9 protein-coding genes and 2 pseudogenes are annotated in these 14,275 nt (G+C 67.2%); 7 read left to right on the plus strand and 4 right to left on the minus strand.

Annotation, left to right across the window (positions count from 1 at the left end; genetic code table 11):
- Positions 1-95: 95 nt before the first annotated feature.
- The 3 genes and pseudogenes from ACFXJ8_RS41490 to ACFXJ8_RS41500 form a co-directional block, all read left to right on the plus strand.
- The gene (locus tag ACFXJ8_RS41490; protein ID WP_379650677.1) at positions 96-923 is read left to right on the plus strand and encodes a class I SAM-dependent methyltransferase; all 828 of its coding nucleotides are present in this window, start codon (positions 96-98) and stop codon (positions 921-923) included.
- A gap of 116 nt (positions 924-1,039) precedes the next feature.
- Complete coding sequence (locus ACFXJ8_RS41495; protein ID WP_379650679.1) at positions 1,040-1,399, plus strand: nucleotide pyrophosphohydrolase; 360 nt, start codon at positions 1,040-1,042, stop codon at positions 1,397-1,399.
- Between the two features lie 846 nt (positions 1,400-2,245).
- Positions 2,246-3,307 (plus strand): annotated as a pseudogene (locus ACFXJ8_RS41500) (DUF2075 domain-containing protein); the annotation flags it as partial.
- 75 nt (positions 3,308-3,382) lie between these two features.
- Here ACFXJ8_RS41500 and ACFXJ8_RS41505 read toward each other — a convergent pair.
- The 3 genes from ACFXJ8_RS41505 to ACFXJ8_RS41515 form a co-directional block, all read right to left on the minus strand.
- Positions 3,383-4,360 carry an NADPH:quinone reductase gene (locus ACFXJ8_RS41505; protein WP_379650681.1) on the minus strand — a complete coding sequence of 326 codons (978 nt, stop codon included), beginning with the start codon at positions 4,358-4,360 and terminating at the stop codon, positions 3,383-3,385.
- Positions 4,357-4,851, minus strand: coding sequence for a pyridoxamine 5'-phosphate oxidase family protein (locus ACFXJ8_RS41510; RefSeq protein ID WP_379650682.1), 495 nt, complete (start codon positions 4,849-4,851; stop codon positions 4,357-4,359). Before ACFXJ8_RS41510 ends, ACFXJ8_RS41505 begins: the two co-directional genes overlap by 4 nt.
- A 373-nt stretch (positions 4,852-5,224) precedes the next feature.
- Positions 5,225-6,226: a trypsin-like serine peptidase gene (locus ACFXJ8_RS41515; RefSeq protein ID WP_379650692.1), complete on the minus strand. Its 1,002-nt coding sequence runs from the start codon at positions 6,224-6,226 to the stop codon at positions 5,225-5,227.
- Positions 6,227-6,701: 475 nt separating this feature from the next.
- On the opposite strand from ACFXJ8_RS41515, the pseudogene ACFXJ8_RS41520 reads away from it, so the two are divergent.
- Positions 6,702-6,820: pseudogene (locus tag ACFXJ8_RS41520) on the plus strand (class A beta-lactamase); the annotation flags it as partial.
- A gap of 633 nt (positions 6,821-7,453) precedes the next feature.
- Here ACFXJ8_RS41520 and ACFXJ8_RS41525 read toward each other — a convergent pair.
- A complete protein-coding gene (locus ACFXJ8_RS41525; protein ID WP_379650684.1) occupies positions 7,454-9,373 on the minus strand; it encodes a hypothetical protein in 1,920 nt (639 codons plus the stop codon).
- Between the two features lie 509 nt (positions 9,374-9,882).
- Between ACFXJ8_RS41525 and ACFXJ8_RS41530 the strand changes: the two genes are divergently transcribed.
- Genes ACFXJ8_RS41530 through ACFXJ8_RS41540 form a run of 3 tightly spaced genes read left to right on the plus strand, consistent with a single transcriptional unit; the run spans position 9,883 to position 14,086 of the window.
- A complete protein-coding gene (locus ACFXJ8_RS41530) occupies positions 9,883-11,070 on the plus strand; it encodes a tyrosine-type recombinase/integrase (protein ID WP_379650686.1) in 1,188 nt (395 codons plus the stop codon).
- Positions 11,067-13,526, plus strand: coding sequence for a tyrosine-type recombinase/integrase (locus ACFXJ8_RS41535; RefSeq protein WP_379650688.1), 2,460 nt, complete (start codon positions 11,067-11,069; stop codon positions 13,524-13,526). Before ACFXJ8_RS41530 ends, ACFXJ8_RS41535 begins: the two co-directional genes overlap by 4 nt.
- On the plus strand, positions 13,523-14,086 hold the full coding sequence (locus ACFXJ8_RS41540) for a DUF6262 family protein (RefSeq protein WP_379650690.1): 564 nt from the start codon (positions 13,523-13,525) through the stop codon (positions 14,084-14,086). Before ACFXJ8_RS41535 ends, ACFXJ8_RS41540 begins: the two co-directional genes overlap by 4 nt.
- Positions 14,087-14,275 lie beyond the last annotated feature (189 nt).

A 14,275-nucleotide genomic window follows, 5' to 3' on the forward strand; every position in this document is an offset into this window, starting at 1 on the left:
CGCGAGTGAGACCGCGCCCCTTCCGTTGGTCGGGTGAGACGCGTCAGGCATGATGGCTCTGAGTCAGGAGTCGAGCGCGGAAAGTGAGCATTTCGATGGACGAAGAGGTGCGGGCCGGGTCCGTGATGCTCACCAGCGACTGGATGGCCGTGATCAGGTCCAGGGAGCGGGCTCAGGCGGACGCCTACCTGGACGATCCCTGCGCCGCCGCCTTCGTCACCCCGGAGTCCGAGGCGAGCTACGACGAGATCCGCGCCGAGGGGCTGCCGTCGGAGGTGGTGCCGATCAGGGGCCGGCTCGGCGACCAGACGCTGCTCGAGTCAGGTGTACGGCAGGCGGTGTGCCTGGGCTCCGGCACCGATTCCCGCGCCTACCGGCTGCCGCTCGACCAGGGCTTCAGCTACTTCGAAGTCGACCTGCCCGGTCAGCTCGCCGGCAAGGCGGAGCTGCTCGGCGCGGCCGGGTTCACCGCCAAGTGCCGGGTCGAGGTCGTGGAGGCGGACCTGCGCGAAGACGACTGGACCACCGCGCTGCTCGCCGCGGGCTTCGACCCCGGGCAGCCGGTGCACTGGATCGCGGAGGGGCTGTTCTACTACCTCACCAAGCCGCAGGGGCGGGCGCTGGCCGAGGCCATGAGCGCGCTGTCGGCACCGGGCTCGTGCCTGACGTTCGACGGGCCGCACGACCGGTTCCTCACCGATCCCGCCCGGCAGAACTTCCTGCGGCAGATGAGCGAGCGCGGCTCGCCGTTCGTCGGCTCGTTCCGCGACCCGGTGGAGTGGCTGGCGCCGTACGGCTGGCTGGCGCAGGCGGCGCTGCACGGCGACATCGTCGAGGGCCGCTGCGACTGGCTGCCGCCGCTGCCCGAGCGGTTGCGGGCCATCATCCAGGACGTCTGGTTCGTCCGCGCCCGTCGGGACTGACATCGTTCGACGCGGTCCGCCCAGCTGCCGTGATCCCCGAGCATGGGGAAGACCAGGCATCAGCGCGTACTACAGCCTCGGGTTGGTGCTCCTGCAAGCCAGTAGAGTCATGGGACGTGACGAGCGAGCTGGAACAGTTGACTGCGCGGCTACAGGGATTCGCGCGGGCCCGCGACTGGGAGCAGTTCCACACGCCGAAGAATCTCGCGATGGCCCTCGCGGGCGAAGTCGGCGAGCTGGTGGCGGAGTTTCAGTGGCTGACGCCCGAGGAGTCAGGGGAACTGGACGCGGAGGCCCTTGCGAGGGTGCGGTCCGAGCTCGCCGACGTGATGCTCTACCTCCTCCGACTCGCCGACCTCCTGGGTGTCGACCTGGTCGAGGCCGCCAACGCCAAACTGGAGGAGAGTGAGCGTCGTTATGATCCCGATCTGTATCGCGGCTCCGCCAGGAAGGCGCCTCCGCTAACCTCGTCATGACCTTGTGATGCGGCCCGACGGGCTTCCGCGTCCACCCGGCTGACGCCGGCGCGGATACGCCTCCACCCGCACGAGTTTCTTCGTGCTGCCTGGGGGAAGTCCGTGACGGCATTACGGCTGTCCGTCGAGAGCCTGCTTGCCTCGCCCAACGAAGCTGCGCTCGCCGAGCTGATCGGCGAGCATCTGCGTGTGACGACCGGCCGTGGCCCCTCCCCTTCTGAGGCCCGATCGTGGGAGCGGAGCCTTCCCGCGCTCGCCCGAGATCTGGCTGACGCAGGGCTTGGCAAGGTCGAGGTACTGGTCGAATACAAGCTTCCGTTGACCAGCAAACGCGCCGACGTCGTGCTGGCCGGCGTGCATCCGCAGACCGGTGAGGATTCCTACGTCGTTGTAGAGCTCAAGCAGTGGAGCCGGGCCGAGCCGTCCGACCAAGGCGATCACTTGGTGATCGTGGACGGGATGCCGGGCAGGGAGATGCTCAACCCTGCCGAACAGGTCCGGCGCTACTGCGAGTACATGTACGACTTCCTCGGTGTGCTCAAGGATCGGCCGCAAGCCGTCCATGGCGCCGCGTACTTGCACAATGCCATGGACCTCGACGTGGACGGTCTTCATGATCAGGTGCGGGATGAGCGGAGCAGGCTCTTCACCAAGCAGCGACGCGGCGACTTCCACAAGTACCTGCGCGATCGACTGGCCGACAAATCAGGTGCCGAGGCCGCCGACCGGCTCTTGGCCAGCCCTGTCTCGCCGAGCAAGCAACTCATGGCATATGCCGCTACCGAAATTCGCGAGCGCGAACAGTTCACCCTTCTTGACGAGCAGCAAGTCGCCTACGAACTGGTCATGCGCGCCGTCGACAAGGCGCGCCGGGCCGACTTCAAGCAGGTCGTCATCGTTACCGGCGGACCAGGCAGCGGCAAGAGCGTGATCGCCCTCTCGCTGCTGGGCGAGCTCTACCGGCAAGGCAGGCCGGCCCTGCACGCGACCGGCTCGCAGTCGTTCACCCAGACCATGCGACGCTATCCCGGCCGCGGTAGCACGCGGATCAAGAACCTCTTCATGTACTTCAACAGCTTCACCGATGCCGAGCAGAACGGCCTGGACGTCCTGATCTGTGACGAAGCGCATCGCATCCGTGAGACATCCACCAACCGCTTCACGCCGGCGGCGAGGCGCACAGGCCGTATTCAGCTTGACGAATTGATGGCCGCCGCCCGGGTTCCGGTCTTCCTGCTCGACGAGCATCAGGTCGTACGCCCTGGTGAGATCGGCACCGTGCACGCCATCGAGGAGTACGCGCGTTCGCAGGGCTACACCGTCAAGCGGGTCTCCCTGGATGAGCAATTCCGCTGCGGCGGCAGCCGCACGTACGAACAATGGGTGCTCCGTCTGCTCGGTCTGGCCCCCGGGGGTCCAGCGGCGTGGAACGGCGACGATGATTTCGAGGTGCGGCTCGCTCACTCCCCGCAGGAGCTCGAGGCAGCCCTGCGTGCCAAGCCTGGCACCGCGCGCATGACCGCCGGGTATTGCTGGCCGTGGAGCGACCCGCGCACTGACGACTCCCTCGTTGAGGACGTCGTCATCGGCGATTGGTCACGGCCGTGGAACGTCAAGAAGGACCGTGCGGTGGGAGACGCGCCTCCCAGCATGCTGTGGGCCACCGAACCGAGCGGTTTCGGTCAGGTTGGATGCGTCTACACGGCACAGGGCTTCGAATACGACTGGTCCGGCGTCATTCTCGGCCCTGACCTGAGCTTCCAGGACGGGCAACTGATCACGGTGCGCAAGGAGAACAAGGACCCTGCGTTCAGGAGTAAGAAGACCGTCCCAGACGCCCAATTCGAGCAACTCGTCCGGAACGTCTACAAGGTCCTGCTCACTCGCGGGATGCGCGGCACGGTGATCTACGCGGTGGATCCCGCCCTTCGGGACTTCCTCGCGGACGTGATCCCCGCAACGTGGCACGGTGGCCCAACCGTGTCACGGGAGGACGATGATGCGTCCGCGGGGGGTGGCCTCCTGGAGATGGTGGGATCGGGCGGCCTCGGTGAGCGGCAGCCGCGTCCCGATCCGGGAGACCAGGGTGCCGCGGGCCAGCAGGTGGTTGATCGCCGTGGCCGCCTGGGCGAGTTCGGCCACAGTGGCGTTGCTGATCGCGAAGCCGCGCAGGCTGGCGTCGCGTGTGTAGAGCTGCCCGACCGGTAGCACGGGGGCGGCGTTGAGACCGGCCAGGATGATCATCCGGCCGCCGACGGCGAGCAGGGGCACGGTCTGCTCCAGATGGTGCTGGCCGGTGTTGTCCCAGAACACGTCCACCCCGTCGGGAGCGAGTTTGGCGATCTTCGCGTACAAGTCCGGGTCGTGGTAATCGACGACCTCGTCGGCGCCACACCGCCGGCACCAGTCGACATCGTCGCCGCGCGCGGTCGCGATGACCCGCGCCCCTGCCGCCGCGGCCAGTTGGACGGTGGCCGTGCCGACTCCGCCGCCCGCGCCGGTCACGACGATCGTCTCCCCGATCCGCAGGCCGGCCTCCTCGAACAGGCCGAGGTACGCGGTGGCCGCCGTGTGCAGGGAGGCGACCGCGTTCTGCGGATCCACGCCGCCGGGCAGGTGGTAGAGCCGGTCGGCGGGCACGGCAGCGTACTCGGAGAAGGAACCCTGGCGGCCGTCGAACCCCAGGCTGTCGCACCACACCAGGTCGCCGGGGGCGAACCCCGGCGCCCCCGTGACCGCGGTGCCCACCAGGTCGCGGCCGATGATGAAGGGGTACGGCAGGCGCGTGCGGTAGGCGCCGGAGCGGACGAAGGTGTCGACGTGGTTGACGGCGAGTGCCAGCACCTTCACCAGCACTTCCGCCGAGCCGGGCTCGGGCACGGGGAGCGGGCCGACCTGGATCTCGTCCGCGGGGCCGGGTCGCGTGATGTACGCCGCGGTCATGGTCTGCCGGTCGCTCATCGTTCCTCGTCCAGATCGGCGAGGCGATCCTCGTCCAGATCGGCGAGGTACGTGCGCGCCCACGCCTGCCGGAGATCGTCCTCGTCGGCGTCGCCGTAGGTGTAGGCCGGAGACAGGATCGGCAGCGCGCGCTCCACGTGTACCAGGATCACGCGGTGGGCGGGGTAGCCGGGGCCGTTCAGGTTGAGCAGCCACGTGTGCAGCCACTCGTAGACAGGGTCGCCGGGCTCGCGGAACTCCGCGGTGCCCTTGAACCGGTAGCCCCGCCTGCGGAAGACGTCGATCGAGTTGATCTCGATGCGCGGGTCGCGTTCGAGGTTGGCGACCGTGTTCGGGGACGCGATGTCCATGAAGGCGATGTGCTCGTCGTCGTACACCCGCATCGACCCCTTGGGGGAGAGGTTGGGCGAGCCGTCGGGGCAGACGGTGGCCACGAAGGACAGCCGCGCGCTGTCCACGATCAGGCGCATGTCGTCGTCGATTGTCATCATCGTCTCTCCTTCAGCAGGGCCAAGCTCAGCCTTGAGGGAGGAGATCAAGGTCTCTAGTACGCGTGCCTACCGCTGCGTGCTCACGGGTGCGCACAAACCCGTGGCGGCGTGCCGTACACGATGTCGCAGCGTCGCGGCGCGAGCCGAACTGCAGCCGCGATCTCGGCGTCACATGCCTGCCGACCAGCGTACATGGGGTCTTTCTCCTGGCTTGAGCCCGCGGCCTCACCCGAATACGAACATGCACCGGAATTCGTCGACGTGCCCAGCGACATCTTCGACGACAAGGGTAGGCAGGAACGGCTTTCAGACCATGACACCGCGCCCGCCATGCTGGGCGGGCGCGGCGGGGGCGGGGGCGGGGGCGGGCTGTCTAAGCGATGGAGCCGCTCCAGTGGTTGGCGGCGTCCCGGTAGACCGCGTACAACTCGCCGTCGAAGTACGGCGAGATGCCGGTGTCGTACCGATTGTCGCCATCCGTGTCGGAAACACTGATCGTGATGCCGTTGAGATAGCCGCTACGGCTGTCGCTCGTGTAATGGGTCAGCCACGAGGACCCGAGGGAGCCTTCACCGGTGAACGGGGAGTCCACGCCCATAAGCCGGTCTGCGGGGAGGCCCATGACCTTCATCGCGAACGTCGATCCAGTCGACCATTCGAGGGTCTCGCCCGTGTAGGGCAGCCTGCCGTCGGGGTTGGGGCCGGCGGGGTAACCGAAGACGTCGACCGTGGGCGCGAGCGGCTGGTTGAACGCGAGGCCTTGGCCGCCGACGTTGTCGACCAGCCTCCCGACATCGGTCAGCACGTCTGGGGAAGAGGAGACGACACCTTTGTACACGTTGACGAAGGCGAAGTCTCGGTCGTAGTCCCGGTAGGAGTCGAAGTCATAGTGAGCGCTGGCCTGCTTCCCGACGTACAGGCCGAACGGGGTCGTGCCCTCGGAGTAGCCGGGGACGAAGACCCACTTGGCGAGCGGGCCGTCCGGGGCCTCGGTGTCGAACAGGCAGTGACCGGCTGTGGCGACGAGGTTCCGGTAGTTCGACTGCACAGCCGTGCCAGTGCACCAGTGCGGCTGGAGGTCGCTGCCGATGAAGAACACCTTGCCCGAGGTCGTGGGCATCTTCCCCTTCGGCGAGGCCGTCCCCTCCACCGGCGCGACAACGCCCGGGCGGCCGTCCGGGGCGATGTCGGTGGACAGGCGTTCCCCGCCGACTGCGGTCTGCACGGCGTACGGCGTGGCGTTCTTCAGGTTGGCAGCCCCGTCGGCAAGCCAGAACTTCGCGACCTGCTGAGCCGCCGTCACCGAAGAAGCCAGCGGGATCACCACCCCAGTCGCGGCCTGTGCCGGCTCGGTGACGGCAGCGGAACCCAGCACGCTCAAGCCGACACCTAACGCGATCAGTACATGCCTCAAGGTCGATCTCCCGTCCAATCATGGGGCATCTTCACGCCCGTCAGCATGGGGAGCCGGCCGGTCAACAAGGCCGGCGAGCAGCAAGATCGTAATCTCGACCGGGGATCTGGTTCTACAAGAGTTAGATCACATGTTCGATACGATGGTGTTCGATGGTCCATCGGCGCATACGCGATGGACACGGCCACCGGTGAAACTGCGACGTACCGGGCGGGCGAGCGCTTCCCGATGCTGTCCACCTTCAAGGCGCCGCCCCTTTGGGAGGCCGTACTGCACAAGGCGCGCAGCGCCGAACCCCGGCCTGTCAACGGCTGGACCCCAAGGAGAAGCGCGACACCACCACACCCGCCGTCATCGGCCGAGACCTGCGCGCGCTCGCGACGGGGGAGGCCCGCACGCCAAAGACCGGGAGCAGCTCAACGCCTGTTTACTCGCGAACAAGGCTGGCGCCGAGCGGATCCGGGCGGGCGTGCCCAAGGCCTGGACGGTCGGCGACAAGACGGGCACCAATTCCGACGGGTTCGGTGGCGGAACGACATCGCTGTCATCTGGCCCGGAAGGGTGCTGCTCCGATCTACACCAACCGCACTCCAGGCCTCGCCACGGACAACAAGGCAATCGCAAGACCGCCACCATCCTGGCTCGCCGGCTCGGCAGGCTCTGATGCCCAGATCGGCGCGGCCTCCTTCGCGGTCCGGGGCTCTCCTGGCCGGTCTTGCACATGCATGGCCCTCCGCAGCGCATCCTGTTGCTGCCGCGGCGGGGGGATGCGCCTGCGGCCGTCGGTAACGCGCTACGCGCCGTCGGATCCAGCGCGCCGTCCTTGGCGGTGACCGTACCGGAGAGCCTGTTTTGAACGTGGTGCCGCAGCGGGTCGTTGGCGGTCCTCGGGTGCCGGGCGCGCCGGTCTGGCATGCCACTACGCGGTCAAGAGCCGGGCGTCCAGACGGGCGCCGCGGATGGCGATCGGGCCAGTTGGCGGGCGATCTCATGCACGCCCCACCGTTGGACTCGCAGCAGTGCGCGAGCCTGCGGCCGCTTCTTGCAAGCGCAGTCTGTCGCTCTGCCCGCTTTCTCCGTAGCTATGCCGGACCGTGACGGCGCATGTCGTTCCGTACCGTGTACACATGGGCAACCTTGAAGCGCACGTGCCCTGAGAAGGGCCGTCCTGACAGCAAAAAAGTCTGCTCAGGCGTCGTTGTATATGGCCAAAAGGTCGTTCAGAGCTGGGACGATGATGTTGGCGGCGTCGTGCCTGGCAAGTGCCAGGGGTGCGAGTGACGGTCGCTTCGCGTAGTCCGCCGATGCGAGCTGTGCACCTATGTGAGCCCATCCCGGAAGTACGCTGAGCGCGTCTGCAAGGCGCGAGAGGCGTTCCGGAGAGGTGCTGCGGTTGTGCATCCACTCAAAGTTGATCGAGAGGACCGACCTGCTCACTCCGGTGTAAATACTCCAGACGGCTGCTTCGTCGGAGCCGAGGCTGAACCATGCTGTGGCGGAGGGGTATTCTCCTCCGCCGAAGTAGTACCCGCGGAAGGACGGATGGCGCTCCGCATGCCGGTAGACCGCCAGTAGTGTCTCGGCCACCTGTGGCGGACAGTATTGCTCGATTGCGTGGAGGAGGCTTCCTTCGTCCCATTTACTTTGTCCCCGAGAGATGGTGTCTCGCCTTCTGTCATCAAGGGCTTCGGGTACTGCCCCCAGTGCGCCAGCCTCGACTGGTGCGACGTCATAGTCCGCGGTGGGGAGCGGGTCACCGAGCGCCAGCTGTATGGCGATCGCCATGGATTCCAGCCAGGCGATAGTGTCTTCCGCCTCATGCGCGCTAATGGAGACCTTCTGTCCGACATGCTCGGGGTCGTGATCAGCCGTGTGTGCAATGTTGTTGCGGCGCCATGCGATCTCCCTCAGCCTGGCGCGTACACCATCCGAGGAAATAGGCGCTTTCGAATCCTGATCAGTAAGGATTTCGGCGACGCGAACCCAAAGGTTAACCGTACTGACGTGGGCAAACCCATCCTTGATCTTGTCTGGGTTCTGGAAGGTCATGAAGCCGAAGACCTGCTCTACGTGCGCACGGAAGGTCTCTCCGAGCGGCGCATCATGATGGTGAACCTTCTCGAACAGTTCGACAGGGATGGACAGCTTGTTGAACTTGGGCGGCCGATTTGCCTCCGGCTGCAGCGCGAGAGCCACGGCACGATCGACGATCTCTCGGGTTATCCAGTGATCAAGCGCCGCGACAGCCTGGGTCCAAGCGGCTCGGTACAGGTCGGTTACGTCGAACGCGCCGACTCCCAATCGTTCTAGGTTTCTGCCCCCGTGCACCAGTTGTCTTGCGTATCCAAGGTTTTGCTGGAACTGACCAAACGCCTCCAGGGAGCCGTCGGACTCGCTCGCTTGCTGACTCGAATGGGGCGAGGGGGCCGGACCGGGACTGGACAGCATTTTGCGGAAGTCGTCAGCGGTGATGCGTTGCCGGGGATTTGCACGCCCGTCGCTGTCGAAGAATATTCCTTCTTGTTCCAGCACGTCACGAGGGTCATCTTCCCTCTCCGGATCGTGCCAGTGAAAATACTGGGATAGTCGGCCTCCAGTCAGAAGCACCCTGTGGCCGTTGCTGGCCTCAACGTTCGCGAGAAACCCCCCAACGGCCTGCCCCGAAATACCGACCAGTTCGGCGAGATCGCTGTAGGTCGTCCACATGCCGGGCTCCAGTGTGGCCAGCGCCTCCATGATTCGGCCCCAACGAGGATCCGTGGATGCGCGATCCTTGGGGGGTTGTCGACGCGCCCGATACTGCCGAGCCAATTCACGATAGAGTTCCATGTCGGGATATTTCTCAAGTGCCCGCCTCCCCGCTTCGGTGATCGACCAGCCGTTCCTTTTGGTCACCCATCCAAGCGAGGCTGCCTCCCCGGTCCGAAATCCCAGCTGAGCCCACCAGCGAGCCTGACCGTGCGCGTTAAGACCCTGATACTCGGGCACTATCGGAACGCGCTCGCTTACCGCCTCCCGTACCTCGTCCGGTTGCAATGGACGATCCGAGTCTCGAAGGATCTCCATGGCCGTTCGAAGGATCGGCCCGATGTGCTTGGCGAAGGACATGGGGGGCTCCCTGCTCTCGGGGGTCAGCCGTGTGGGCGGGACTCAGAACTGTGGTCAGATCGTGGACATTCGCATTACATAATGCACCTCCATGTCATGCGCAGTCGATCCCACGGAGTTGGGAGAAAGAGGTCTGCATCATCCGATGCCGAAGATGGGCGAAAAAGCTGGCACTGTCCGACTTTTGGTGATGGTGCGAGTCGTTGAAAGCCGTGCGACACGTCAACGACAGCTGAATGTCGACTCAGGCGCATATTCCGTGGAAGCGCTCCCCTCACGCCCTCGGCCTGAAGCTGTCGCCCGACTCATTGATCGTTTCTGATTGCAGCGCTAGTGTCATACGCCCGAAATTTGGCGGATAAGTTCCTGTGCTGCTGTGCATGGTTCTCCCGGGCGCACAAGAGTGTCGTGGGACGTTGCACACCGCGGGTTGACCTGGGGTTCTGCTACGCATCTCTGAGGCTGTCACCTTCTGTAGTGGCATGTTGCAGACGAGATCGGAGCGGAGCTTGCGGGCTTTCCCTGTGCGACTGCCGTCGGGGGTCGGGTACTGGACGGTGCTGGATGACGAGCTGGCGGTGATGCCGGAGGCGGACGCGTTCCTTCGTCACGTACGGTTCGGCCGGGACCAGGCGGAGCTGACGACCCATGCGTACGCCGGGCACATCGCGTTGTACCTGCGCTGGTGCGTCCGGACGGGCCGGGATTGGCGTACGGCGGCCGCCGACCTGGCGCTGTTTGTGACCTGGCTGAGATACGGGTCGAAGAAGACCACGGGCATCGAGTCGCCGTCACCGTCGGGGTTGGTGCTGGCCGGGCCCGGCGCCGAGCACGCCCGCGGGGCGGCCCGGATTGAGAACGTGCTGACCGGCGTACGGCAGTTCCTCTGCCATGGGATCACGGTCAAGACGGTTCCGGGTGAGGTGCTCGCCCAGCTGTATGAGGTGGCCGAGGACTGGGACCTGCCAATAGAGGCCCGCAGCGCGGGGATGGGGTATCGGATGAAGACCCGGCACCGGGTCAAGGTGCCGCGCAAGCCCCGCGACCGCGCGAGCGACGCCGAGATCGTCGCGCTGTTCGGCGCGTGCCGGTCGGCCCGGGACCGGTTCATCGTGCTGCTGCTGGCCCGGGTGGGCCTGCGGCGGGGCGCGGCGGCTGGGCTGCGTCGCGAGGACCTGCACTTCATGCCGGACTCCACCGCGCTGGGCTGCGCCGTGGCGGGCTCGCACCTGCACGTCGTGCGGCGGGAGAACGTCAACGGGGCGTGGGCCAAGCGCCAGGTAGGGGCGGGCCCGGGCAAACCGGTCGACTTCCTGGTGGTCCAGGCCTATGACCAGTACGTGATCGAGCGGATGGCGCTGCCGCACGGGCCGGCCAGCGATTTCGTCCTGGTGAACTTGTTCGCCGAGCCGCTTGGCGCGCCGATGACGCCGGACGGGGTCACCGATCTGCTGGGGCGGCTGTCGCGGCGGGCCGGCCTGTCGCGGGTCGTCTCGCCGCACATGCTGCGCGCCGCGTTCGCCAGCAACGTCGCCGACGCCGGCGGCACCCTTGACGAGATCGCCGCGCTGCTCGACCACGCGTGGGTGTCCAGCAGCACTCCGTATCTGCATCCCGCCCCGGACCGGCTCCGCGAGGCGATCGACCGGGTGCCCTCACCACGCGAGACCACCGGGCAGCCGGGAGCGGCGCGGTGACGGGCCCGCTGCTGCAGCCGCCCGCGCCGGGCGGCGACGCCTGCGACGCCGAGCTCGCGGCGTTCTTCTGGAAGCTGATCGGCACCGAGTACCTCGATGACGTCGGATGGAACCACGAACGGCGGATCCTGACACCGCCGACCGGGCACCCGACGATGGGCCCGCGGGCCTGCCCGGTGATCGACTGTGACTCGGCGGTGAAGGGGAAGAGGTTCTGCGCGACGTGCTCGGCCCGGTGGCGCAAGTCCGGACTGTCGCGGGAGGAGTACGCCGCGATCCCGCGCACCGGAAGGAAGGTTGGCGTCGAGGACTGCCGGGTGCCTGCCTGCGGGCGTCCCGCGCTCGACAGCGGAAAGATGCCGCTGTGTCGTGCCCACCGCTACCAGTTCCTGCAGTGGGGCGGCACGCTCAAGGAGTTCTTGGCTGATCCGCAGGTGGAGCCGCTGCCGGGGTTCGGCGACTGCGGGGTGCTGGCCTGCACGCGCCCGGCCGCCACCGATTTCCGGCTGGGGCTTTGTGATCGCCACAGCAGGCAGCTCTCGCGCATGCGCCGTGCAGGCAATCACATCAACGAGCAGGAATGGCTGCGAACCGCGCCCTCCGGCAGCTACGGCGCGGAGATCAGCTTCCGAGGACTGCCAGACCTGGTCATCGCGCAACTGCTGTTCGGGTTGAAGATCCGCTGCCAGAAAGGCGCGCGAACCGACCTGGGCAACCTGCGGGCGCTGATCGACCGGACCATCCGGCCCGCGAGCTTCGCCGGCGCGACCCGCTCGGAACAGATGCCCCAGCCCGAGCGCAACCAGGAGACCGTCCAACTGCTCAACGGCACCCGAACCGCGGCCGTCCGGGCCTGCAAGACGCCCGAGAGCGAATACACCAAGGACGTCTGGGACCTGGCGCCGTTCGGCCACCGCGGCAACCTGACGTTCACCAAGATCGGCCAGCCCTGGCTGCGGCAAGCGGCCAAACGGTGGGCCCGCGACTACCTGTCCACGGTCCGCTCGCGCAGCACCAACTCCCACGTCCAGCAGCACCTGCACGGCCTGGCCAGCCTGTCGGAGACCCTGCGGGCCCGCCCCGACCGGGGCCTGGACCCGGCCGCGCTAGGCCGGCCCGACATCGAGAACTGGCTGAACCGAACTCGCTTCCTGCAAGAGCAGGGCGTACTGGGAGCTCCGACCCGCTGGACCTACCTGCGGCACGTCCGTCACGTCCTGCGCCACGTCCGCGCCCTGGGCCTGACCAGGGCGGGCGAACCGATGGCGGGACTGCCCGACGACTTCGTGCTCACCAAGACCGACATCCCCAAGCCGCCGTCATCCTCGGAGGAAGCCCAGGACCTGCCGCCGGAGGTGATGCGGGTGCTGTGTGCTCACCTGGACGAGCTGGAGGACCAGACCTGCCGGGAGATGCGGGTCGCCGTCGAACTGCTGATGGACACCGGCCGGCGCCCCGAGGAGGTCTGCAAGCTGCGCTTCGACTGCCTGAGCCGCGACCGGCAGGGCAAGCCCGTGCTGATCTACGACAACTTCAAGGAACAGCGGATCCGCCGCGAGCTGCCCATCCACGAGCCCACCGCAGTGTTGATCCGAGCTCAGCAGGAACACGTCCGCCGGCGCTTCCCCGACCGGGACGCTGGCACGCTCGTGCTGCTGCCGGTGCTGGTGATGAACCCCCGCGGTGACAAGAGCATCGGTTCCAACCACCTGTCGAACATGCACCGCGATTGGGTGGAGAGCCTGCCCGAGATCCGGCTCGACGACGGCACCGTCTTCGACCGCGAGAAGATCTTCCCCTACGCCTACCGGCACTCCTTCGCCCAGCGCCATGCCGACGCCGGGGTCGGCATCGACGTGCTGGCCGGTCTACTCGACCACGACTCGTTCGAGTCGTCACGCTGCTACTACCGGATCAAGGAGAAGCGGCTGCTCGAGGCCGTCGACAAGGTCACCACCCTGCAGTTCGACCGGCATGGCCGGCGGATCTGGGGCGCGGTGACTTCCCTGCTGGAGGCCGAGCGGACCCGCAAGGCGATCGGCGCGGTCGTCGTCCCGTTCGGCACCTGCTTCGAACCCTCCAACGTCGCAGCCGGTGGCGGCCACTGCCCGCTGCGGTTCCGCTGTGTCGGCTGCGACCACTTCAGCACCGACGTGTCCTACCTGCCCGACCTGCGCGCCTACCTCGACGACCTACTCCGCAACCGGGAACGACTGCGATCCATGGCCGAGGCCGACGCCTGGGCCCTCGCCGAGGCCGCACCCTCCGACGAGGAGATCAACCGGGTCCGCCGACTGATCCACCGGGTCACCCAGGAGGTTGACCAGCTCACCGACGACGAACGCCACCAGATCCGCCAAGCCGCCGCGACCGTCCGCAAGATGCGCCAAGGCTTCCTCGGCATGCCCCGCATCCACCAGCCCCTGCCCGACCTGCGACCGGAGCGCCCAGCATGACCACACCCACCCACGACCACGCCGTCCAGGCGATGCTGGCAGGCCGCCGGGCCGACACCGGCCGCCGCCGCGGCCGCGTCATCGCCGCGCTCAACCAGGCCGCCCGCGACGGCAGCGACATCACCGTCTCGCAGATCGCACGCCTGGCGGGAGTCGACCGCACCTTCCTCTACCGGCACCGGGACCTGCTCGCCCAGATCCACGCCCACGCCGCCGAGCCAGCCACCACAGCAGGCGGCCGGGGCCCGGCCGTCTCCCGCGCCTCGCTCCAGGCCGATCTGCTGGCCGCTGATGCCCGCAACGCCCGCCTCGCCGCCCAGGTCCGCCAACTGGAGAAACGCCTCAGCGAAGCCCTCGGCGAGCAGGTCTACCGTCAGGCCGGGATCGGCGGAGGCGACGACATCGACCAGCTCAAAGCCCGCATCACCACCCTGGAACAGCGCAACGTCGAGTTGCAGCTCCAGCTCGCCGACCGCGACGACGAACTGGAAGCAGCCCGCGCGGCCAACCGCGAACTCATGGCCCAACTCAACCGCGGCCGCGACACGCCTACCAGCTAAAACCGCAGGTCAGTGGCAGCTTCCCGACCTCTTGAGGAAAAGTACGCCATGGCGGACTCTGGAGTTAGGGACAGGAGCCTGCGATGCCGAACAAGGGGTGCCGGGTTGGGTCGGACCGGGGCGCCCTGCCGTGATTGCTCACGATGGGTTTCCCCGGCCCGCCCGCCGCACCCGGCGTGCGCGTCTCCA

It is taken from the genome of Nonomuraea sp. NPDC059194 (assembly GCF_042754765.1).
Taxonomy (GTDB): Bacteria; Actinomycetota; Actinomycetes; order Streptosporangiales; family Streptosporangiaceae; genus Nonomuraea.

Coding starts and splice junctions, on each gene's coding strand:
- ACFXJ8_RS41505 (WP_379650681.1), bottom strand. CDS start 4,360: ATGAGCGACCGGCAGACCATGACCGCGGCGTACATCACGCGACCCGGC.
- ACFXJ8_RS41525 (WP_379650684.1), bottom strand. CDS start 9,373: ATGTCCTTCGCCAAGCACATCGGGCCGATCCTTCGAACGGCCATGGAG.
- ACFXJ8_RS41490 (WP_379650677.1), top strand. CDS start 96: ATGGACGAAGAGGTGCGGGCCGGGTCCGTGATGCTCACCAGCGACTGG.
- ACFXJ8_RS41510 (WP_379650682.1), bottom strand. CDS start 4,851: ATGATGACAATCGACGACGACATGCGCCTGATCGTGGACAGCGCGCGG.
- ACFXJ8_RS41540 (WP_379650690.1), top strand. CDS start 13,523: ATGACCACACCCACCCACGACCACGCCGTCCAGGCGATGCTGGCAGGC.